Source organism: Bacillus timonensis (assembly GCF_004799755.1).
Classification (GTDB): Bacteria; Bacillota; Bacilli; order Bacillales; family Bacillaceae_L; genus Ferdinandcohnia; species Ferdinandcohnia timonensis_A.
The window spans coordinates 1-21722 of record NZ_SLUB01000061.1; the positions used below are offsets into that span (position 1 = coordinate 1).

Annotated in this window: 21 protein-coding genes and 1 riboswitch; of the genes, 19 read left to right on the forward strand and 2 right to left on the reverse strand. The window is 39.1% G+C overall.

Annotated features, from left to right (window positions below; genetic code table 11):
* The first annotated feature begins 45 nt into the window (after positions 1-45).
* The 15 genes from E1I69_RS20830 to E1I69_RS20900 all read left to right on the forward strand — a co-directional run bounded on the left by E1I69_RS20830 (position 46) and on the right by E1I69_RS20900 (position 13422).
* Positions 46-537: a hypothetical protein gene (locus E1I69_RS20830; protein WP_161974956.1), complete on the forward strand. Its 492-nt coding sequence runs from the start codon at positions 46-48 to the stop codon at positions 535-537.
* Positions 538-644: 107 nt separating this feature from the next.
* On the forward strand, positions 645-1208 hold the full coding sequence (locus tag E1I69_RS20835) for a GNAT family N-acetyltransferase (RefSeq protein ID WP_136381473.1): 564 nt from the start codon (positions 645-647) through the stop codon (positions 1206-1208).
* Between the two features lie 326 nt (positions 1209-1534).
* The gene (locus E1I69_RS20840) at positions 1535-1843 is read left to right on the forward strand and encodes an ArsR/SmtB family transcription factor (RefSeq protein ID WP_116353349.1); all 309 of its coding nucleotides are present in this window, start codon (positions 1535-1537) and stop codon (positions 1841-1843) included.
* Between the two features lie 12 nt (positions 1844-1855).
* Positions 1856-2797 (forward strand): cation diffusion facilitator family transporter, encoded by a 942-nt coding sequence (locus E1I69_RS20845; protein ID WP_136381474.1) that lies wholly within the window; start codon positions 1856-1858, stop codon positions 2795-2797.
* Positions 2798-2898: 101 nt separating this feature from the next.
* The gene (locus E1I69_RS20850) at positions 2899-3600 is read left to right on the forward strand and encodes a response regulator transcription factor (RefSeq protein WP_136381475.1); all 702 of its coding nucleotides are present in this window, start codon (positions 2899-2901) and stop codon (positions 3598-3600) included.
* The gene (locus E1I69_RS20855; protein ID WP_136381476.1) at positions 3597-5000 is read left to right on the forward strand and encodes a sensor histidine kinase; all 1404 of its coding nucleotides are present in this window, start codon (positions 3597-3599) and stop codon (positions 4998-5000) included. The genes E1I69_RS20850 and E1I69_RS20855 overlap by 4 nt, the downstream gene beginning before the upstream one ends.
* A 121-nt stretch (positions 5001-5121) precedes the next feature.
* Positions 5122-6519: a S1C family serine protease gene (locus tag E1I69_RS20860; RefSeq protein ID WP_207308593.1), complete on the forward strand. Its 1398-nt coding sequence runs from the start codon at positions 5122-5124 to the stop codon at positions 6517-6519.
* 208 nt (positions 6520-6727) lie between these two features.
* Positions 6728-7018: a hypothetical protein gene (locus E1I69_RS20865; RefSeq protein WP_161974957.1), complete on the forward strand. Its 291-nt coding sequence runs from the start codon at positions 6728-6730 to the stop codon at positions 7016-7018.
* Between the two features lie 10 nt (positions 7019-7028).
* Entirely contained in the window at positions 7029-7484 is a 456-nt protein-coding gene (locus tag E1I69_RS20870) for an NUDIX hydrolase (RefSeq protein ID WP_136381478.1), read from the forward strand.
* 133 nt (positions 7485-7617) lie between these two features.
* Positions 7618-8187, forward strand: a complete 570-nt coding sequence (locus E1I69_RS20875; RefSeq protein ID WP_136381479.1) for a DNA-binding protein — start codon at positions 7618-7620, stop codon at positions 8185-8187.
* Positions 8188-8200: 13 nt separating this feature from the next.
* Positions 8201-8285, forward strand: a riboswitch (cyclic di-GMP riboswitch).
* A 398-nt stretch (positions 8286-8683) separates the two neighbouring features.
* Positions 8684-10267 carry a peptide chain release factor 3 gene (locus E1I69_RS20880; RefSeq protein ID WP_136381480.1) on the forward strand — a complete coding sequence of 528 codons (1584 nt, stop codon included), beginning with the start codon at positions 8684-8686 and terminating at the stop codon, positions 10265-10267.
* A gap of 58 nt (positions 10268-10325) precedes the next feature.
* Positions 10326-11378, forward strand: a complete 1053-nt coding sequence (locus E1I69_RS20885) for a FecCD family ABC transporter permease (protein ID WP_136381481.1) — start codon at positions 10326-10328, stop codon at positions 11376-11378.
* Between the two features lie 9 nt (positions 11379-11387).
* Positions 11388-12176 carry an ABC transporter ATP-binding protein gene (locus E1I69_RS20890; protein WP_136381482.1) on the forward strand — a complete coding sequence of 263 codons (789 nt, stop codon included), beginning with the start codon at positions 11388-11390 and terminating at the stop codon, positions 12174-12176.
* Complete coding sequence (locus E1I69_RS20895; RefSeq protein ID WP_136381483.1) at positions 12173-13117, forward strand: ABC transporter substrate-binding protein; 945 nt, start codon at positions 12173-12175, stop codon at positions 13115-13117. Before E1I69_RS20890 ends, E1I69_RS20895 begins: the two co-directional genes overlap by 4 nt.
* A gap of 77 nt (positions 13118-13194) precedes the next feature.
* The gene (locus tag E1I69_RS20900) at positions 13195-13422 is read left to right on the forward strand and encodes a DUF2198 family protein (protein ID WP_136381484.1); all 228 of its coding nucleotides are present in this window, start codon (positions 13195-13197) and stop codon (positions 13420-13422) included.
* A 114-nt stretch (positions 13423-13536) separates the two neighbouring features.
* On the opposite strand, the gene E1I69_RS20905 is transcribed toward E1I69_RS20900, so the two are convergent.
* Complete coding sequence (locus E1I69_RS20905; RefSeq protein ID WP_136381485.1) at positions 13537-14256, reverse strand: hypothetical protein; 720 nt, start codon at positions 14254-14256, stop codon at positions 13537-13539.
* Positions 14257-14449: 193 nt separating this feature from the next.
* Here E1I69_RS20905 and uvrB point away from each other — a divergent pair, with 193 nt between their 5' ends.
* Positions 14450-16429 (forward strand): excinuclease ABC subunit UvrB, encoded by a 1980-nt coding sequence (gene uvrB / locus E1I69_RS20910; RefSeq protein ID WP_136381486.1) that lies wholly within the window; start codon positions 14450-14452, stop codon positions 16427-16429.
* Positions 16430-16436: 7 nt separating this feature from the next.
* Positions 16437-19304 (forward strand): excinuclease ABC subunit UvrA, encoded by a 2868-nt coding sequence (gene uvrA, locus E1I69_RS20915; RefSeq protein WP_136381487.1) that lies wholly within the window; start codon positions 16437-16439, stop codon positions 19302-19304.
* 292 nt (positions 19305-19596) lie between these two features.
* On the opposite strand, the gene E1I69_RS20920 is transcribed toward uvrA, so the two are convergent.
* Positions 19597-19992: an NUDIX hydrolase gene (locus E1I69_RS20920; protein WP_136381488.1), complete on the reverse strand. Its 396-nt coding sequence runs from the start codon at positions 19990-19992 to the stop codon at positions 19597-19599.
* A 307-nt stretch (positions 19993-20299) separates the two neighbouring features.
* On the opposite strand from E1I69_RS20920, the gene E1I69_RS20925 reads away from it, so the two are divergent.
* Positions 20300-21013: a transposase gene (locus E1I69_RS20925; RefSeq protein ID WP_278186181.1), complete on the forward strand. Its 714-nt coding sequence runs from the start codon at positions 20300-20302 to the stop codon at positions 21011-21013.
* 104 nt (positions 21014-21117) lie between these two features.
* Positions 21118-21501: a hypothetical protein gene (locus E1I69_RS20930; RefSeq protein WP_165439178.1), complete on the forward strand. Its 384-nt coding sequence runs from the start codon at positions 21118-21120 to the stop codon at positions 21499-21501.
* Positions 21502-21722: the final 221 nt, after the last annotated feature.

A 21722-nucleotide genomic window follows, 5' to 3' on the forward strand; every position in this document is an offset into this window, starting at 1 on the left:
GTCGTCAGCGTCAGATGTGTATAAGAGACAGGTGGAATTACGGGAGTGTTATCGGGGTTTATCGGACCTAATTTGATACATAATATATTATTTAAACACGGTGATACCTTTTGGGTTATTACCCCATTTTCTTCAAATATTTTTATGTTTGTGGCTGCTGGTTTTTTCATTTTGTTTTGCATCGGGATGATATTTGAAAGCAAAATGTGGAATTATGCGGGGGGACTCTTTCTTTTAATATCTATTATTCTAGGTTATTATGCTAATTTTGGAAACTATACACTTGTTTCCGAACACGCAATTACAATTAAGAACATTACAAAAGGCGTTTACCAATGGGACGACATCAAAGAAGCAATCTATATAGAAGAAGGATATAAAAAAGAGGGGAATCTAACAGTAGAGGGTGATAAAATGTTTCACTTAACTTTCAAGGATAACAAAGAAGAGACATTTGAAGTTTCAAACCGCAGCTTAATGGCGAATAAAATAAAACAAAAGCTTGAAGAATATGATATAGAGGTTCAATCAAAGTAAGTTTTCACCACTAATTTTGTTAGATATCATATTCAAGAAAGGATTTTTCCTGTTTTTACCGAATTAAAAACTATAGGGACCATGAAAACAGGGGGAACACAAATACAATGAATCTAGTCAAAATAAAGGGAGAAAAAGTAACCTTACGTCAAGTGGAAAAAGAAGATTTACCTACGCTTTGGGAGATGCGCTATGGCAACTTAAATCCAGAATGGAAAAAGTGGGATGCGCCCTATTTTACACATAAGTTCAATGATAAAGAAACATATTTAAAAAAAGTTGAGCACCAACTCACCATGCAACACCACCCATTAGATCAAATGATTATTGAAGCGGATGGTCAAATCATTGGGACGGTCATTTTTTACTGGGAAAGTGAGGCAACCAGATGGCTTGAAATGGGCATTGTCATCTATCTTCCCGAATATTGGGGCAATGGATACGGAACGGAGACAATGAAGCTATGGATTGACTATTTATTTGAAACAATCCCGTACATCGAAAGGGTTGGATACACGACATGGTCTGGAAATCATCGGATGATTAAGGTTGGCCAAAAACTTGGAATGACACTTGAAGCACGAATGCGAAAATGTCGCTATTATAATGGCGTCTACTATGATTCGATTCGCATGGGCTTACTTCGGGAAGAATGGGAACAATTGAAATAGTATGTCAGACCTGCATTTCGGGAGAAATGCAGGTTTTTCAATTTGGAGGACTTTACTAACGCCGATAAAAATGAATTAATGTCGATAAAAATCAAAATACATTGATAGATTAAATTTTGGACTTAAATGCGATGTGCGTAATGTATCAAAAATGAACAAATTTCCAATTTTAATTGACACCTTTTCTATGGTATTTTAATATTGTATATGAGCATATGCTCATATACTTGAGGGTCAGCCTTGCTACAAGGAGTTGCAGATGATGCAAAATTTATTGCTCAGCATATCCAGGATGCCAAGCATAATTAAGAAAGAAGGTTGAAAAAGTGGAACAAAAGGATCATTCTTTTTTATCGCAAACAACAATTGACGAAGCATCACGGATTTTTAAAGCACTAGCGGATCCAACACGAATTAAGATTCTGTACTTATTATCTCAAGAGGAATGCTCGGTCAACCATATCGCAGAGGTTCTCGAAATGTCACAATCAGCTGTATCCCATCAGCTTAGCCTGCTACGAAATCTACGGTTAGTGACATACCGGCGCGAAGGTAACACATTCCTTTATACATATGATGATGAACATGTCATTACCTTGCTACACCAGGTTATTCATCATATTGAACACGAATAGGAGGGGAGAATGATGGGACATCACCACCATCATCACGGACACGACCATCATGGTCACCATCATCACCATCATTTTGATGAAGTGAGAGAAGGAAATAAAAAAGGTTTACTCATTGCGTTGATTATTACTACAGGAATTATGCTACTTGAATTTTTCGGAGGATTAATTACAAATAGTTTAGCCCTATTATCTGACTCAGGTCATATGCTAAGTGACGCAAGTTCTCTATTTTTAAGTTTAGTTGCGTTTTGGTTTGCTACCAGACCAGCTTCACCGAAGAAAACCTACGGATTTTACCGATTTGAAATTTTGGCGGCGCTTTTTAATGCAATTACGTTGTTTGTCATTGCAGGCTTTATCGTATATGAAGCATTTCAACGCTTTTTTGATCCACCCACAGTTGCAAGTGGAACCATGATGATTATTGCTGGAATTGGCCTTTTGGCAAATCTACTAAGTGCTTGGTCATTGATAAGTAAAGGCGATGTGAAAAATAACGTCAACCTACGCAGCGCGTATCTACATGTTCTAGGAGATGCTCTAGGTTCGGTCGGGGCGATTATCGCCGGTGTGCTAATGCTACTCTTTGAATGGTATATTGCGGATCCAATTATTTCGGTTGTGGTAGCTCTCCTTATTTTAAAAAGTGCTTGGGGTGTTCTAACGACGTCCATTCATATTCTTATGGAAGGCACACCTATTACAATTGACCAAAAAGACGTAAAAGCAACACTTGAGGAAATTGACGGGGTGATTGATGTACATGACCTCCACATTTGGACGATTACATCGGGCATGGATTCACTCACTTGTCATATTTTAATTAAGGACGATCACGATAGTCAGGACATTTTACAGCAAGCAATTGATAAAATACGTGATAAATTCAAAATTGAGCACACCACAATCCAAATTGAAAAGTCGGAAATTGAGCATGTAGAAATGCGAGTATAGAAACATCAGGGGCCTCCAATTATGAAGGCTCCCTTCTTTCATTTAAAGATGATTGTGGTGTAAAATGATAGTACGAGAGGTTCTATATAGGAGTTGGAGACATGAAAGTTCTTGTTATAGAAGATAATGAAAGTGTTTGTTCCATGATTGAAATGTTTTTTTCAAAGGAAGGCATTGAAGGCGAGTTTGTCCATGATGGTCTAAAGGGGTATAACCGTTTTAAAGAGGAAAGCTGGGATTTACTCATTGTCGATTGGATGCTGCCTGGAATGGATGGGGTGACCATCTGCCGAAAAATTCGCGAGGAGAAAAGCTCCGTTCCAATTATTATGCTCACTGCGAAGGACAGTGAATCTGATCAAGTACTGGGACTGGAGATGGGGGCGGATGATTACGTGACAAAGCCATTTAGCCCACTAGCCTTGATGGCGCGGATCAAGGCGGTCACGAGACGCTACAATAGTAAGCTATCAGAAGAAATGGAAACCGGAACACTTCGAACCGAACATTTTCAAATCAACAAGAATACAAGAGAAGTCATTCTAAATGGGACGCCGATTACGAACTTAACACCTAAGGAATTTGACTTATTGTATTATTTTGCACAGCATCCGAAGCAGGTGTTTTCAAGAGAACAGTTATTAGATCGGGTGTGGGGCTACCAATTTTATGGGGATGAGCGCACAGTTGATGTACATATCAAGCGACTTCGTAAAAAACTAGGTACAACCAACCAGCCCTTTTTCCATACAGTTTGGGGTGTAGGCTACAAATTCGATGAGTCCTTTGAGGGAGAAAAATGAAATTTCGGTACATGTTTCAGCAGCTTGTAAGTCACATCAGCGTGATTGTGGTTGCATTTGTTATTTTAAGTATTGTGTTTGCACATTACGTTGGGAATCTTGTCTTTGAAGAAAAAGTCCAAGAATTAACGACTTACGGTGAGAATATCATTAGTGATATTAATCGAACCTCTAATATCGATGGACTAATACGTCAATACTCAAATATGTTAGGTGAGAGAAATATATTATTTACGGTGTTTGATGAAAATGGTGTAAGCATAAGTACTGTCGGTGGATTTGTACCACAAGTGGAGTTGAAAAAGAAGGAGTGGGACAAGGTCCGGAGTGGACATGTCGTGTCAGTCAAACAGGATTATAAGCGATTTGAGCAGGAAGTCACGTTTATTGTCATGCCATATATGATTGGGAAATCCTTTGTTGGAGGGGTCCTTCTAGCGTCACCCATCAGTGGGACACAAGAAATGATCCATGATATTAACCAATATTTGTTTTACACGATGTTTTTGGCACTCGCAGTTGCTCTTTTAATGAGCTGGCTTTTGTCAACGATTCATGTGAAGCGCATCAAACGCTTAAGGAAAGCAACCTCAATGATTTCTGCTGGCGATTATTCAGTGAAACTGCCATCTTCTGATTTTGATGAAATAGGTGAGCTATCACAGGACTTTAACAAAATGGCACTACGGTTGCAGAAATCGATGGAGGAAATTGAAAGCCTAGAGAGCAGGAGACGAAAATTCATGGCCGATGTCTCGCATGAAATGCGGACGCCTCTTACAACGATTAGTGGTGTGATTGAAGGAATTAAAAACGATCTGATTCCTGAAGAAGAAAAGGAAAAGGGTGTTCAGTTAGTAAGTCAGGAAACAAAGCGCCTGATTCGTCTTGTGAATGAAAACTTGGACTATGAAAAAATTCGATCCAATCAAGTAACACTCCAAAAGGAAATGATTGAATTAATCGAAGTGCTAGAGGTTGTTAAAGATACTCTTGAGCCACAGGCAGATGAAAAAAATGATCACATAATCGTTGAGGTTCCTGAAGGTTTAATGATTACAGCCGATTACGATCGCTTGATTCAAATCTTAATCAATATTATAAAAAATAGTATTCAGTTTACAGATAACGGCACTATTTGGATTCGTGGAAGAGAAGGAGAGCACGAAACGGTGATTGAAATCGAAGATACTGGAGTGGGAATTGATTCGTCAGAAATCGAGAACATCTGGCATCGTTTTTATAAGGCTGATGTTTCGCGAACTGGTACGCCGTTTGGGCAGTTCGGTCTAGGGCTTTCGATTGTAAAACAGCTCGTTCAACTCCACAATGGGAAAATTGAAGTATCTAGTGAAAAGGGAAAAGGAACGAAATTCGTCATTCGAATTCCATCTGAGTAAATCCATCATATTTTGGTGGGTTTTCTTCAATTTTTTCCATGTCTTTTCAAGGTTTGTTAATATTTTGTTCATAATTTATGTCTATGATAAATACATGGAGTTAGTTAAGGAGGAATTCATAATGGAAAACGATAAACGTTTTAATGAATTTAATCATACAGAAGATCAACCAAACAACTTAGATAATCGTAATGACGAAAATCATTCTGAACAACAAGAGATGAAATTTGATACGGAAGTAGAGCAAGTAAATCCAGTGCAGGTTGAGTCAGAAACAATTCAGCAATCGGCGGTTACCGAAGAAACTACACTTCGCTCATCGATGCCTAAAGAAAAAAAATCAAATGGAAAGATGAAAAGTTTTCTATCCATGGTATCTGCTGGTGTCCTTGGCTCGGTATTAACACTGGGAGTTGCACCACATATTGACGGCTTACAAGGATATTTTAATTCAGGTGAATCTGTGACCGAGCCGCAATCTGAAGTGATTGAAGCTTCTGGACCTGTGAAAATCCAACCAACGGCGGTCAATGACTCAACGTCATCTGTTGCAGATATGGTTGAAGATGCATCAAAAGGAATCGTTGGAATTACGAGTATGCAAGCACAACAAAATCCGTTTAGTAGAAATAACTCACAAAGTGTCCCAAGTGGAACAGGTTCCGGAGTTATTTTCCAAAAGGATGGAGACGAAGCTTATATTGTAACGAATAACCACGTTATCGAAAATGCAAACGAAGTGGAAATCTCCCTTTATAATGGTGAAAAAACAATGGCCAAGTTAATTGGAACAGATCCATTGACCGATTTAGCTGTTTTAAAGATAGATTCTAAAAACGTAGAGGCCGTTCTAGAATTTGGTGATTCGGAATCTCTACGCCCTGGTGACCAGGTATTTGCAATTGGGAACCCACTTGGACTTGATTTGTCAAGAACCGTCACATCAGGGATTGTAAGTGCAAAGGACCGAAGCATTTCTGTTGATACCTCTGCAGGTAGCTGGGAATTAAACGTTATTCAGACTGATGCGGCCATTAACCCTGGTAACAGTGGTGGTGCTCTGTTAAATACACAAGGGCAAGTTATTGGAATTAACAGCTTAAAGATTGCGAATAGTGGTGTGGAAGGATTAGGATTTGCCATCCCTAGTAATGATGTTGTACCGATTATTAACAGTTTAATTGAAAGTGGTAAAATTGAGCGCCCATTTATCGGTATAGGATTAGCGGATCTTGCGGAAATACCAAGAATGTATTATGCCGACCTTCCTGAAGATATAAAAGAAGGAGTTATCGTAACAAGTGTTGCACAGAACTCTGCTGCTGAAAAAGCTGGCTTAAAAATGACCGACGTGATTGTAAAAATCAATGACACTGAGGTTAAGAGTTCAATGGATCTACGAAAATACTTATATTCAAAAGTAAAAATTGGTGATGAAATTCAATTAAGCTTTTACCGCGGCGGTAAGCTTGAAACAGCAAAACTAACCTTAACAAGTAATAACACTGGAATTGAATAATGCATTAGGAAGACCCAACCTGAAAAAGGTATGGGTCTTTTTATAGTTTTTAATGTAAATACTTCCGACAAATTTTTCTATTGCCGACAACATTTCCCGGGAAACGACAGCATGCATTTTTTACTTGCAGCATTCAAAAAATTATAAATTTTACTAAATGGTTAATTGTGGTATTATTTCCGTAAATATCAAATGTTGATAAAAGGGGTTGAATGATGAAATTTATAGTTACATGTCTTTTAATATTATTTATCGTATTGGGATCGTAAAAAACAAAGATAAAAATTATGCCAAACAAGTAGGTGTGTCATTAATGCTCCTTGGGACTTTAAATGCATTAGCACTTTACAACGTTGACAACCTTTCGGGAGGTGAACTTGTTCAATATTTAGATGTCTTTTTCATTAATCCAGAACGAATGGACACTTATGGAAGTCTATCAATTGGAGTCGCACTAATCGGGCTCATCATCTATCTGTTTTCAGAGATTAAAAGATAGGAGGATTATCATGGGCTATATCGAAGAGTTAAGAAAAGTTGTTGGTAACCGACCGCTTAATCTAGTTGGTACGGCAGTTGGAGTAATCAATGAAAAAGGTGAAATCTTGCTTCAACAACGAAAAAACGGTATTTGGGGTGTTCCTGGAGGATTTTTAGAATTAGGAGAATCCACAGAAGATGCAGGTAGGAGAGAAGTACTAGAAGAAACAGGGCTGCAAATCGGAAAAATGGATCTAGTAGGCGTGTTTTCCGGAAAAGACCACTTTGTCAAACTCCCAAATGGAGATGAATTTTATCCCATTACCATCGCGTATATCACAAGAGAGATTTTGGGTGGACAGCTTGAAGTGAATCGAGAAGAAGGATTAGATGCTCGGTTCTTTAGTCTTTATTCACTTCCAGAAAACATGAATCCGCTTATTCCTAATTTACTACACACATACCTGCAAACTAGAAAAGTATAAAAAGCACTTGACAATCTTCAAAAAAATAAAATTACCAATGTTTTTTTAGTCCGATAGTATGATATGATAGTGGTATGTCATCAAAAGGCCTTTCATTCTTAGTGCTATTAAGAATGAAAAGGGGAATTTTGATTTGAAGAAAAGAACATGGACGTATGAGGAAATAGAGTTCTTAAAGGACAATGTAGGTCGAATGAAAATCTCTACGATTGCGAATCACCTACATAGAACGGAAACTGCCGTTGAATTAAAGATTAAGAGATTAGGGATTTCCAATACGAAGTCCTTCACCGGTCAGTTAACGATGCATGAATTAGCAACTCTATTGAAAATTGACCCAAAGTCTGTAAAGCTTTGGATTGACAACCATGGATTAAAGTACACAAAAAAGGCAACACGAAATACACGGAAATTTTACTTTATTAAACCCGAAGATTTTTGGAATTGGGCAAAGAACAATAAAGACCGAATTGACTTCTCCAAAGTTGAAAAAAATGCAATCGTGCCTGAGCCTAGCTGGGTTGAAGGGGAACGATCTAAGCAGAAGAGGGTTAATTACCGGTCATGGACTACCGTTGAAATTCATTCCATGATTGAGCTTGTCGCAATGGGTAAACCATTTTCAGACATTGGAAAAAGATTAAACCGTAGCCCAATTAGCATTCAACGTAAATATCAGCGTATGCGTAACGCCATTAGATAAGCAGAATACCAAACTATACAAAAGGCAAAATTGTTGAAAAACAATGACGCAAAGCCACGGGCCTAAGGAGAACTCTCTATGGCGGCCGGGTTGCTATAGAATGGAAGGGTACCTTTATTTGATGACGAAAAATGGGAGAGACTAGTTGTTAACTAGCCTCTCCCGTTTTCTTTTTGCTAGCTTATTGGTCTAGTGACTTTCCATCTACCTCTTTAACGCCATTCATAATTTGTACTGCAAAACCGACACAAATAAGAATAATACTTAAAGTAAGAAAATATGCTACAAACATGTAACCTTCACCTCATTACAGTATTTTTTCTATTTCTACATTTAGTATAGTGTGAACCAGTATAGGAGGCTGTGATGTGTATCACAGATTAGCTCCTTTTTTTGAAATTCCTCGTCAAAATTGGAATCAATTCACGTTGTAGTTCTTTTTTTTATGTGATATATTTTTTTAGATAGAAACTGTGATAACGGAAGGATAATTTGTATGAGTTATATAGATGAAGTTCAAAAACGAAGAACATTTGCCATCATCTCACACCCGGACGCTGGGAAAACGACGATGACTGAAAAATTGCTTCTATTTGGTAACGTGATTCGTGAAGCGGGAACAGTAAAAGGAAAAAAATCAGGAAAGTTTGCTGCATCGGACTGGATGGAAATCGAAAAGCAACGTGGAATCTCAGTCACATCAAGTGTGATGAGTTTTCCCTATGAAAACTTTTACGTCAATATTTTGGATACACCGGGACATGAGGATTTCAGTGAGGATACCTATCGTACATTAACTGCTGTTGACAGTGTTGTGATGATTATTGACTCCACGAAAGGTGTTGAACCACAAACAATTAAGCTTTTTAAAGTTTGTCGAATGAGAGGAATTCCGATTTTTACATTCATTAATAAGCTTGACCGTGAAGGAAAGGATCCACTTGATCTGTTAGCAGAAATTGAAGAGGTGCTTGGGATTGAGTCCTATCCAATGAACTGGCCAGTTGGTATGGGAAAACGATTTTTAGGGATTGTCGATCGTTATAACAATCGGTTCGTTCATTTTTCAGGGAATGAAGATGAAAAAATCATTCCATTACAGGAGCTAGAGGACGGCAAGCATCCAGAGATTACTGAAAGTCCGATTTATGACAGTGCGCAGGACGAATTACTCTTATTAGACGAAGCTGGAAACAACTTTGATGTAGAGCGTGTAGCTAAGGGTGAACTTACACCTGTATTCTTTGGTAGTGCGCTGGCAAACTTTGGTGTAGAAACATTTTTTAATACATTTTTACAATTTGCCTCAGCACCGAAGCCTCGTAAAACCAATCTTGGATTAGTTCCTCCAGAGGACGAAATGTTCTCCGGGTATATTTTTAAAATCCAGGCAAATATGAATACGAAGCATCGGGACCGGATTGCGTTCCTGCGTGTCTGCTCTGGAAAGTTTGAGCGCGGAATGAGCGTTAACATCACTCGTACCGGTAAATCAATCAAATTGAATCAAACGCAGGCATTTATGGCGGCAAGCCGTGAAACAGTTGATGAGGCATATCCTGGCGATATTATCGGTGTTTATGACCCGAACGTCTATCAAATCGGTGATACATTAACAGCTGGTAAAGAAGATATGCATTATCAAGAGCTACCTGTGTTCCCACCGGAAATGTATCGTAAGGTTCGCGTAAAGAACGTGATGAAGGCGAAGCAATTTAGAAAAGGAATTGAGCAGCTCGTTCAAGAAGGTGCGATTCAATTATTCAGACAAGAATCAAATGATGAATTTATTCTTGGCGCGGTTGGTCAGTTGCAATATGATGTGTTTGAATATCGATTAGAGGCAGAATACAATGTCTCAGTTGAATTCACTACCCTTGGAAATCGGATTCCAAGATGGATTGCGAATAAGAATGTGGATACACGCTTGTTCGATTCAAGAAGTTTACTTGTTCGTGACCGAAATGACCGCTATGTTGTTTTATTTGAAAATGACTTTACGTACCGCTATTTCCAAGATAAAAACAAGGACATCGAACTCATTGATTTATTTGAAAGTAACGACTATAAAGGTGTTTAAAATAAATCGCCCAGATACTTTTCTGGGCGATTATGTTTATGATAGAAAGGGATTAGCTATGAATTTTTTTCGGAAAACCTTCAATCAGGACCAACCGAATATTAAAGTGAGTACAATGCTACTACTTGTCTTTAGCATTGTTTCCATTCTCTTGTCGATTGGAATTGGACCTGTTTCTGTTAATCCATATACAGTTATCAAGATTCTTCTTTCAAAACTTCCATTACTCAGTATTGAAACTACCTGGACACAGGTTGAGTATAATATTGTCTGGGGCTTGCGTCTGCCTAGGGTTTTATTAGGGATGATTGTCGGGGCCTCGTTAGCGATTACAGGAGTTGTCATGCAAGCATTGGTGCGTAACCATTTAGCTGACCCGTTTATACTTGGGGTTTCATCAGGTGCGTCTGCAACAGCAACATTAGGGATGTTATTTGGTGCCTTTTCGATTTTCGGGACATATTCACTATCGATCAGTGCGTTTATTGGTGCTGCTGTGACGATTATCTTCGTTTATATACTTTCAAGAGTGAACGGTAGAATTAATGTCACCCATCTTTTACTATCAGGTGTAGCAATTGCACTTATGATGGATGCTTTGACAAGATTTATTACGCTAAGTGCACCAAATGCTTTAGGATTACATAATGCTACTTTTTGGATGTCGGGTAGTTTAGCTGGGGCGAAATGGGGCTATTTAACACTCCCACTAATTGTGGCGGTCTTATGTATGGGCCTGTTAATGAGCCAATATCGTGCCCTCAATGCCTTGCTTTTTGGAGATGAAACCGTGGGAACATTAGGATTTAATGTGGCAAGACTGCATAAAATGCTAATTCTTGTCGCTTCTCTTTTAGCTGGGGTTACAATTGCGGTGAGTGGTTCAATCGGGTTTATTGGGTTAATGGTTCCGCATATTGCAAGGTTGCTCGTTGGATCCGACCATAAACGCGTCCTTCCTGTAAGTGCGTTACTCGGAGGAATTTTTGTGATTTGGACCGATGTTGCTGCACGAATGGTGATTGCCCCTGAGGAATTACCAATTGGTATTTTAACGGCATTAGTCGGAGGACCTTTTTTTATTTGGTTATTAAAATCAAAGAAGCAATGAGGTGAAAAATTGAAACTACGGGTAGAAAATGTAAACTTTTCATTGGCCGAAAAACAAATTATTGAAGATATGAATCTATATGTTTCTGAGGGGGAGTTTGTTGGAATCATAGGACCCAACGGAAGCGGGAAATCAACTCTTTTAAAAAATATGTACCGGGCACTAAAACCAGATTCCGGTGTTATTTATTTAGACGGGAAAAATCTATTTGAAATGAATCCCAAAACCGTTGCTAAGAAAATGGGGGTCGTCGGTCAGGAAAATGAAGTTCCGTTTGATTTTAAAGTGGAAGAGATCGTTGCTATGGGAAGAAGCCCCTATAAAGGCCTTTTCGACGGAGATAGTCTGCAGGACCAAGAGATTGTTGCAAAGGCGATTAAGCAAATCGGGTTATCTGAAATGAAAAATAGAAATTTTAGTGATTTATCAGGTGGAGAAAGGCAACGGGTTGTGCTGGGAAGAGTGTTAGCCCAGCAAACAGACTTGTTGCTTTTAGATGAGCCAACAAACCATCTCGATATCCAGCATCAGCTACAAATTTTTGATTTAATTAAAGGGCTGGGGGTTACCGTTTTGTCAGCCATCCATGATTTAAATCTAGCTGCTCTTTATTGTGACCGATTATATGCTGTCAAGGATGGACGAGTGCTGCTTGCAGGAACTCCCGAAGAGGTGTTAACTTCTAAATCTATTTACAAGATTTATGGAGTTTGGTCAGATGTAACGATTCATCCAGTTACTAACAAGGTGGCGATTACCTTTTTACCTCAAAGTTTAGGAAAAGGAGAAGTTGAATGAAAAAACTAGTATTTCTTATGTTGCTTATGTTGGTTTTAGCAGGATGTGGTGCGCAAAAAGAGGACACCGCTACAAAACCAACTGAGGATTCCCTCATTATTGATAATTATGGTAGAGAAGTAGAAATACCGGAAAAGCCTTCCAAGGTGTTAACTTTGGGGCCGAATGCAACAGAATTGTTTATTGCGTTAGGCCTATCTGATTATGTAATTGGGAATAGCTTAGATAATCATAGCCGTGGTTCTCTGCCCGAATATGCGGAGGAATACGATAAAATCCCTGAGTTAACATATGGCTCTGCGACAAGAGAAGCTGTGCTAACAAGTGGAGCGGATTTTATTTATGGCATCGATTGGGAATTCGGCAGTGAAGGTCTGGACGTCGACGAGCTTGAAAGCTATGGAATCAAGGTGTATATGAATAAGGCGACAACGATGGAAGAAATCTATCAAGAAATCCTCGATCTCGGTAAAATTTTTGAAATAGAAGAGCGAGCGGAAGCATTTGTTGCTGAGCAGAAGGAACGAATTGCGGAAGTGCAGGAGAAATTGGTCGGTCAGGAACCAGTAAATGTACTAGTATATGATAGTGGTGGAAATGGTGTTTTCACAGCGGGCGGTACGAATTTCGAAACGCTGTTGATTGAGCTTGCTGGGGGACGAAATGTTTTTGAAGATATTACGGACAAACAATGGGCTACTGTCAGCTACGAGGAAGTTCTTGCTAGGAAACCTGATGTGATCCTAATACACGACTATGACGCACCGTCGATTGAGCAAAAAATGAAAGATATCAAAAATGACCCTGCTCTTTCACAGCTAGAAAGTGTTAAAAATGAAAACTTCGTTGTTATTTCATTAGAGAGCGTATTACCTGGAAACCGCATGGCATATGCGGTGGAGAGTTTAGCAGAAGGATTTTATCCTGAGGTGTTTAACTAGCTAGGGTAAAATATGTGTTTTACTTTAGTTGTTTTGGTATAGTAAACCTATGAAATTGTTGAAAGGACACGAATTTGATGCTATTGAAACTTTTGCTGGCGCTCATCCTTCCGGGTGTACTCGTCGTTTTCTTTACAAGGGTGACCTTTAATTACTATGTAGGGTTCTTTCTAGCGGTTGCTCTAATTGCTGCTTCCATTTATAAAGGATATGCGGATTCCATTTTTATCATCATTGCGGATATTATCTCGCTCGGAGTCGGATTTTTGTATGCAAGGAAGATGGGGAAAAGAGCCGGAAAATAAAAGTGTTATCAGGTTTTTTATGAAGGACCCGCCCTCTCATGATGCAGCTTCTTAAAAGTCCTTCATCGAGGGGATGAAGGACTGAATGCCTGTGAAGTTGCTTTGGATATTCCTTCATTTCTCCTCCATCTTCTCCAACTCTGAAACAATCACGGTTTTAATTTCAGCATCCCCAATTGCCCCATTATGAAAGGTGTTTGTATCCATCCAATAAAGCTGCCGAAAGCTAACCCCGTTATGTAACTCAATTTCTAAAAAAACACGTTCCCCTTCAAATTTTCCAGTTAAGTGTAAACCATACGGGTCATCTAGTCCAAGCCGATACCAAGCCTGGATAAATTGTTCCTTTGATTCGTCTGAAAATGTATGTAGACGGAAACCATCCTCGGTGCTTTCAATATGTATATTTTTTACCAATCCATCGAGTGGATAAAGCTCCCCAGCTGTTTTTGCTTCCTTATTTTCATCAACAACATATACTTTATCATCCGCCGCAACGATGAAAGAGGACGGGTACCCTTTTACCTCATAAATTGAAGTTCCTTTAGGCAAATAAGCAGCATCTCCATTAACCATCTTGTGATCACTGCATGCCTGCTCATTCATCTTGAAAGTCACCTTCCCAAGTTCTTCTCCCTTCTCAATCGAAATCGAGCCTTGTTCGTCGGAAGAATCAGGAAAATCGTGTTGATACTTTACATCGTTAATCATCAAAGCATCCACCCATTCAACAACTTCTCCATTTGTGCATCCTGATATTTCGATACTGTTATTGCATGAAACTAACAAGCCTATTCCGAAAACCAGAATAAGGATTCCAACCCTTTTTTTCATAAAACACCTCACCATTACATGTGTTTTTCCAAATTATAACATGTTTTGAAACAAATTGTTTGAATAAAAAATCGAATATCAGTTCGTATTTTTGTTTGTTTTAGGTTGGTTTGTGGTACAATGTTTCTATCGAGAAAAAGTCAGTGAAAAAACACATAAAACAGTTCAAAAAAAACGGATTGGAGGATTGCATGTGAAAGATCAATTTGAATTAGTTTCTAAATATTCCCCACAAGGTGACCAACCGAAAGCAATTAAAGAACTTGTGGAGGGAATCAAGGCGGGGAAAAAATATCAGACCTTGTTAGGTGCAACTGGAACTGGAAAAACTTTTACGATCTCAAATGTAATTAAAGAAGTAAATCGACCAACCTTGATTATTGCCCATAATAAAACATTAGCTGGACAGCTTTACAGTGAGTTTAAAGAATTCTTTCCTAATAACGCTGTTGAATATTTTGTCAGCTATTATGATTACTTCCAGCCCGAGGCGTATGTTCCCTCATCTGATACATATATCGAAAAAGATTCAAGCGTGAATGATGAAATCGATAAACTGCGCCACTCTGCAACATCTTCGCTATTTGAACGACGTGATGTCATCATTATTGCGAGTGTATCATGTATCTATGGTTTGGGTTCTCCAGAGGAATATCGGGAACTCGTCGTGTCCCTACGTACGGGAATGGAAATCGAACGTAATGAACTTTTGCATAAACTGGTGGATGTTCAGTATGAACGAAATGATATTGACTTCCGTCGCGGAACCTTCCGGGTCAGAGGAGATGTAGTCGAAATATTCCCAGCCTCACGTGATGAGCACTGTATTCGGGTGGAGTTTTTTGGTGATGAAATTGATCGGATACGTGAAGTTGATGCTTTAACAGGTGAAATTCTTGGCGAACGTGAACATGTTGCCATATTCCCGGCATCTCACTTCGTAACCCGTGAGGAAAAAATGCAAATCGCAATTAAAAATATTGAGGCAGAGCTTGAGGAGCGGTTAGCAGAGCTTCGTGAAAATGGTCAACTTCTTCAAGCACAACGACTTGAGCAACGAACCAATTATGACTTAGAAATGATGCGTGAAATGGGCTTTTGCTCCGGGATTGAAAACTATTCACGACATCTAACATTACGACCACCAGGTTCAACACCCTATACATTATTGGATTATTTTCCTGATGATTTACTAATTGTTGTGGATGAGTCGCACGTAACATTGCCACAGATTCGAGGTATGTTCAATGGTGACCAAGCGAGAAAACAAGTATTGGTGGACCACGGTTTCCGTCTTCCTTCCGCATTGGATAACCGCCCATTGCGATTTGAAGAATTCGAACAGCATATTGATCAAATCATCAATGTTTCCGCTACTCCTGGACCGTATGAAATTGAACACACCGATGAAATGGTGGAACAAATCATCCGTCCAACTGGATTGCTTGACCCTATCATTGATGTACGGCCAATTCAAGGTCAAATTGATGATCTATTAGGTGAGATTCAAGATCGCGTGAATAAAAATGAACGTGTTCTTGTGACAACTTTAACTAAAAAAATGTCTGAGGATTTAACGGATTACTTAAAGGACATTGGAATTAAAGTGAATTATTTACACTCGGAAATTAAAACCCTTGAGCGGATTGAAATTATCCGCGATCTTCGGATGGGTAAATATGATGTCCTTGTTGGAATTAACCTACTTCGTGAAGGATTAGATATTCCAGAGGTTTCACTTGTCGCCATTCTGGATGCTGACAAGGAAGGGTTCCTTCGATCAGAACGATCACTTATCCAGACCATTGGTCGGGCGGCGAGAAATGCTAACGGTAGAGTTATTATGTATGCTGATAAGATTACGAATTCAATGGAAATCGCGATTAATGAAACAAAACGACGTCGTGAGATTCAAGAGGAATATAACAAGAAGCATGGTATTACACCACAGACCATCCAAAAAGAAATTCGAGATGTCATTCGGGCTACGGTTGCGGCAGAAGAAACAGAAAACTATGAAGCGGCACCTAAGTTAACTGGATTATCGAAGAAGGAACGAGATAAAGTGATAGCTGACATGGAAAAAGAAATGAAGGAAGCCGCAAAAGCCCTTCATTTCGAACGAGCAGCTGAATTACGTGATTTAATTTTGGAGTTAAAAGCGGAAGGATGACAGACACATGGCATTAGATAAAATCATTGTGAAAGGCGCAAGGGCGAATAATCTAAAAAATATAGACATTACGATTCCAAGAGATAAGCTGGTTGTCGTTACAGGTTTATCTGGTTCAGGTAAGTCTTCCCTTGCGTTTGACACTATTTATGCCGAAGGACAACGACGATATGTCGAGTCCCTCTCAGCATATGCACGTCAATTTTTAGGACAAATGGATAAACCAGATGTCGATTCAATCGAAGGACTTTCCCCTGCGATTTCAATTGACCAAAAAACAACAAGCCGTAACCCAAGGTCAACCGTTGGAACAGTTACGGAGATTTATGACTATTTACGATTATTATATGCGCGTGTTGGTAAACCAATTTGTCCCAATCATGGTATCGAAATTACCTCTCAAACCATCGAACAAATGGTCGATCGGATTTTAGAATACCCTGAACGAACAAGGCTTCAAGTCCTTGCACCTGTTGTATCAGGTCGTAAGGGTGCTCACGTAAAAGTTTTAGAAGATATAAAAAAACAAGGCTATGTGAGAATCCGCGTAGATGGAGAAATGCTTGAGCTTTCTGATGATATCGAGCTTGAAAAAAACAAAAAGCATTCAATCGAGGTTGTTGTTGACCGTATTGTGATAAAAGAGGGTGTAACTTCGAGACTAGCTGACTCAGTTGAAGCAGCACTTCGTCTTGGTGAAGGAAGGGTTATCATTGATGTAATGGGGGAAGAAGAGCTTTTGTTTAGTGAGCTCCATTCCTGCCCTATTTGTGGTTTTTCGATTGGTGAGCTTGAGCCGAGAATGTTCTCTTTCAATAGTCCATTCGGGGCCTGCCCTGATTGTGATGGTTTAGGAAGTAAGCTTGAAGTTGATCCCGATCTTGTGATTCCTAACTGGGACTTATCACTTCGAAAGCATGCAATAGCTCCGTGGGAGCCAACAAGCTCACAATATTATCCGCAATTGCTTGAAGCGGTTTGTAACCATTATGGTATTGATATGGATATGCCAGTTAAGGATATTCCGAAGCATTTAATGGATAAAGTTTTATATGGAAGTGATGGCGAGGAAATCTTTTTCCATTATGAAAATGATTGGGGCCAGGTTCGTGAAAATTATATTCAGTTTGAGGGCGTTCTTCGAAATGTAGAAAGACGTTACAAAGAAACAAGCTCTGACTATATTCGTGAGCAAATGGAAAAATACATGGGTGAAAAGGCTTGCCCTTCCTGTAAAGGTCATCGTTTAAAAAAGGAAAGCCTTGCCGTTCAAATATCTGGAAAACATATTTCACATGTTACGGACTTTTCTATTAATGAGTCTTTAGAATTTTTCTCTAATGTTGAGCTTTCTGAAAAGGACATGCAGATTGCCAACCTTATTTTTCGAGAAATCAAGGAGCGACTTGGGTTCTTAGACAATGTTGGTCTTGATTATTTAACGCTAAGTCGTGCAGCAGGGACGTTGTCAGGTGGCGAAGCACAGCGAATTCGTCTTGCTACCCAAATTGGTTCACGATTAACAGGTGTTCTCTATATTTTAGATGAGCCATCAATTGGTCTGCACCAACGTGACAATGACAGACTCATTGATACGTTAAAAGCAATGAGAGATATTGGCAACACGCTAATTGTGGTCGAGCATGATGAGGATACTATGCTTGCGGCAGATTACCTAATCGATATTGGCCCCGGAGCTGGTACCCATGGTGGAGAAATTATTTCAGCGGGAACTCCAAAAGAGGTAATGGAGGATCCGAAATCCCTAACAGGTCAATACTTATCAGGTAAAAAGTTTATTCCACTTCCGGTTGAGAGAAGAAAACCGGATGGTCGCTTTATCGAAGTTGTAGGAGCGAAGGAGAATAATTTAAAGAACGTAACAGTGAAGTTTCCTCTTGGTATGTTCGTTGCAGTTACAGGAGTATCTGGTTCAGGTAAAAGTACTTTAGTGAACGAGATTCTTCATAAATCTCTTGCTCAAAAGCTTAATCGTGCTAAAAGTAAGCCAGGTGAACATAAAACCATTAAGGGACTTGAACATTTGGAGAAGGTTATTGATATCGACCAATCTCCAATTGGACGAACACCACGTTCAAATCCGGCTACCTACACTGGAGTATTTGACGATATTCGTGACTTGTTTGCGAATACAAATGAAGCAAAAGTTAGGGGCTATAAAAAAGGTCGCTTTAGCTTTAATGTGAAAGGTGGGCGCTGTGAAGCTTGCCGTGGGGATGGAATTATTAAAATCGAAATGCACTTCCTTCCAGATGTCTATGTGCCTTGTGAGGTTTGTCATGGGAAACGCTATAACCGCGAAACGTTGGAAGTAAAGTATAAGGATAAAAATATCTCAGATATATTAGATATGACGGTTGAAGAGGCAGTTTCATTCTTCGAAAACCTCCCTAAAATCAAACGTAAAATTCAAACTCTGTTTGATGTTGGGTTAGGCTATATCAAATTGGGACAACCAGCTACGACTTTATCTGGTGGAGAAGCACAACGTGTGAAACTCGCATCTGAATTACATCGTCGCTCCAACGGAAAGACGTTCTATATTTTAGATGAGCCAACAACTGGACTACATGTCGATGACATCTCAAGACTCCTAAAAGTATTACAGCGACTTGTGGAAAGTGGCGATACAGTCCTTGTGATTGAACATAATATTGATGTGATCAAAACAGCAGATTATATCATTGACCTAGGTCCTGAAGGAGGAGACAAAGGGGGTACCATCGTAGGAACAGGTACACCAGAAGAAATCGCAAAAATCAAAGCCTCCCACACCGGTCACTACCTAAAACCAGTCCTAGAACGCGACCGAGAACGAATGAAAGAACTCATCAAAGAAAAAGAAACGGTGTAGAAACAGACGAACCGTTTCTCCTGGTCCCACTTGAACCAGAGGGACGGTTCTTGTGGCTCCCTTATTAGAAAAATCCCGATTTGCTTCATCGCAAGTTGGGATTTTTTAAATGTATAATTCTCTCCGAACTGTAAAACTATGGTATCCTGTTAAGAGAATGAACGGATAGGTGATACCCATGCGAGAAATAGCTCAGAAAAAGCTTTATAGACTTTGGACAGGAGAATTATCAGCAGCCATTCTGTTTCCAATCCTATGGTTGTTATATATTCCAACATACGATTGGTAAATATTACACGAACCGGGATTGTACCTTTAAAACGATTTCCTTTGGTCTTACGTCGAGTGCTGCAAGTCTATCAAGTTTAATCCAGACTGGGGTATAGGAACCTCGGTTTTTATTTTGATTAGAGAACTCCTCTCCCAATCCTGTTCCAAATGTACCTTCAATAATCTCGGATAGGAAAAAATATTGAGTTCCACAATAATTGACAGTTCCAATACATTCATGGATCTTAACCTGTACCCCTAATTCTTCGTAGGCCTCTCTTATGGCGCATTCCTGAGGTGATTCGCCTGGCTCAACCCCGCCACCTGGAAACACATAATAAACAATGTCATCTATATTTCTTTTGATAAGTCCAACCTTTTTGTCTTTAATCAAAACAACAGAACCTCTGTCTCTCATTTGAATCCCCCTGCCAGTCACCTTCAATGGTAATCAGTGTTAGACAATTACCATGGTCCGAGATAAGCTTTTTGTAAAAACAGCGGACCACAGAACCGTCCCTATGGCTCCAACCCGAAAATGTATAGCGTTTTTTCTAGCTAATTATGATACTATATAATTGCAAGGTTCTCCAGTTTTTTCCTCTTTTGATTTATGTCCCAGTTATGCCTTCCTATATTATTTCAAATTCAAAAAATAGAATAAGAGGTGATGTTTATGCCCTAGAGCAGCAAGGGAAAAAAGCAAAACAAATGTCTATCATATCATCCTTAGAGGGATCAATCGGCAAACCATTTTTGAGGAGGAAGAGGATTCTTTTAAGTTTTTGGAGACTCTTAAGAGGGTTAAAGACAAATGTGATTTTGAAATCTATGCGTATTGTTTGATGGGAAATCATGTTCATCTTCTAATAAAGGAAGGGAATGAGGAGATTGGAAATACAATAAGGCGTCTTGGTGCAAGTTTTGTGTATTGGTATAACTTAAAATATGAACGAAACGGACATTTGTTTCAAGACAGATTTAAAAGTGAGGTGGTTGAGGACCTTCCGAACTTATTAAATGTAATTAGATATATCCACCAAAATCCACTAAAAGCTGGAATGGCTGATGATATTTCAAGTTACTTGTGGAGTAGCTATCGTGAATACATAGGAAAGTCTAGAATAATAGAAAAGGACTTTATTTTGAAATTGCTTCATACAGATAAAAATAAAGCGTTAATCCATTTTAGAACGTTTCACATGCAAGAATCACAAGAAAATCACCTCGAAATCACCGATCAACAGAAACTTACAGACACTAGAGCAACTGAAATCATCAGGAATATCTGCAATGTAGAACACTGCTTAGATCTTCAAAAAATATCAAACCCAACCACACGAGATACACATATCAAAAACCTAAAATCACACGGACTATCAATTAGACAAATAGCAAGACTCACCGGCATAAGCCGCAAAGTAATATCAAAAGCATAGGTGGCCGAGGGACCAAGGGGACGGTTCTCCCGGCTCCAAGGTGCAGAAAATTCTCAAAAAAGAGGCCGTAGGAACCGTCCCTATGGTCCCAAAGGAGCGTAAAAATGAAAATGACGATTCGGGTTATTGAGGTATTGTTAGGACTCATTTTTTTAGGTGCAGGATTAAATGGCTATGTTGTTTTATTTGGATTTGAACCGTTTGCTCCAACAAGCCCAGCTGCGATGGAGTTTTTGGGTGATGGCTATTTATTGGCCATGGAAAAGGGCGTTGAGATTATTGCAGGAATCTTACTGATTATTCGTAGATATGTACCATTGGCCTTAGTTGTTTTGGCAGGATTAATCGTCAATATTTTAGCATTTCATATTTTTGTAGATTCGGAGTTGCTATTATTAGCTATTGTGATAACCATTTTTGAAGCAATTTTAGCTTGGCACTACCGTGAAAACTTTAAAGGACTGTTAGAAAGAAAACCAAAACAATAAATCCAGTGGCGTGACCTTTGGATATTTTTTAAGACAGTTGAGACAGTTGTACGTTTTTTTGCTTCCTTCATTAATTTCAAGAAGAGTAATCAAAGGAGCCACAAGAACCGTCCGAAGCCACTGAAAAAGTCCCTATATTTATAATAAAAAAGCTTCACAACTATGCTGCAATTAGAAAAACGAAAGTTTTTTCTTCCTTTTTGAAATAAATGTCATTTATT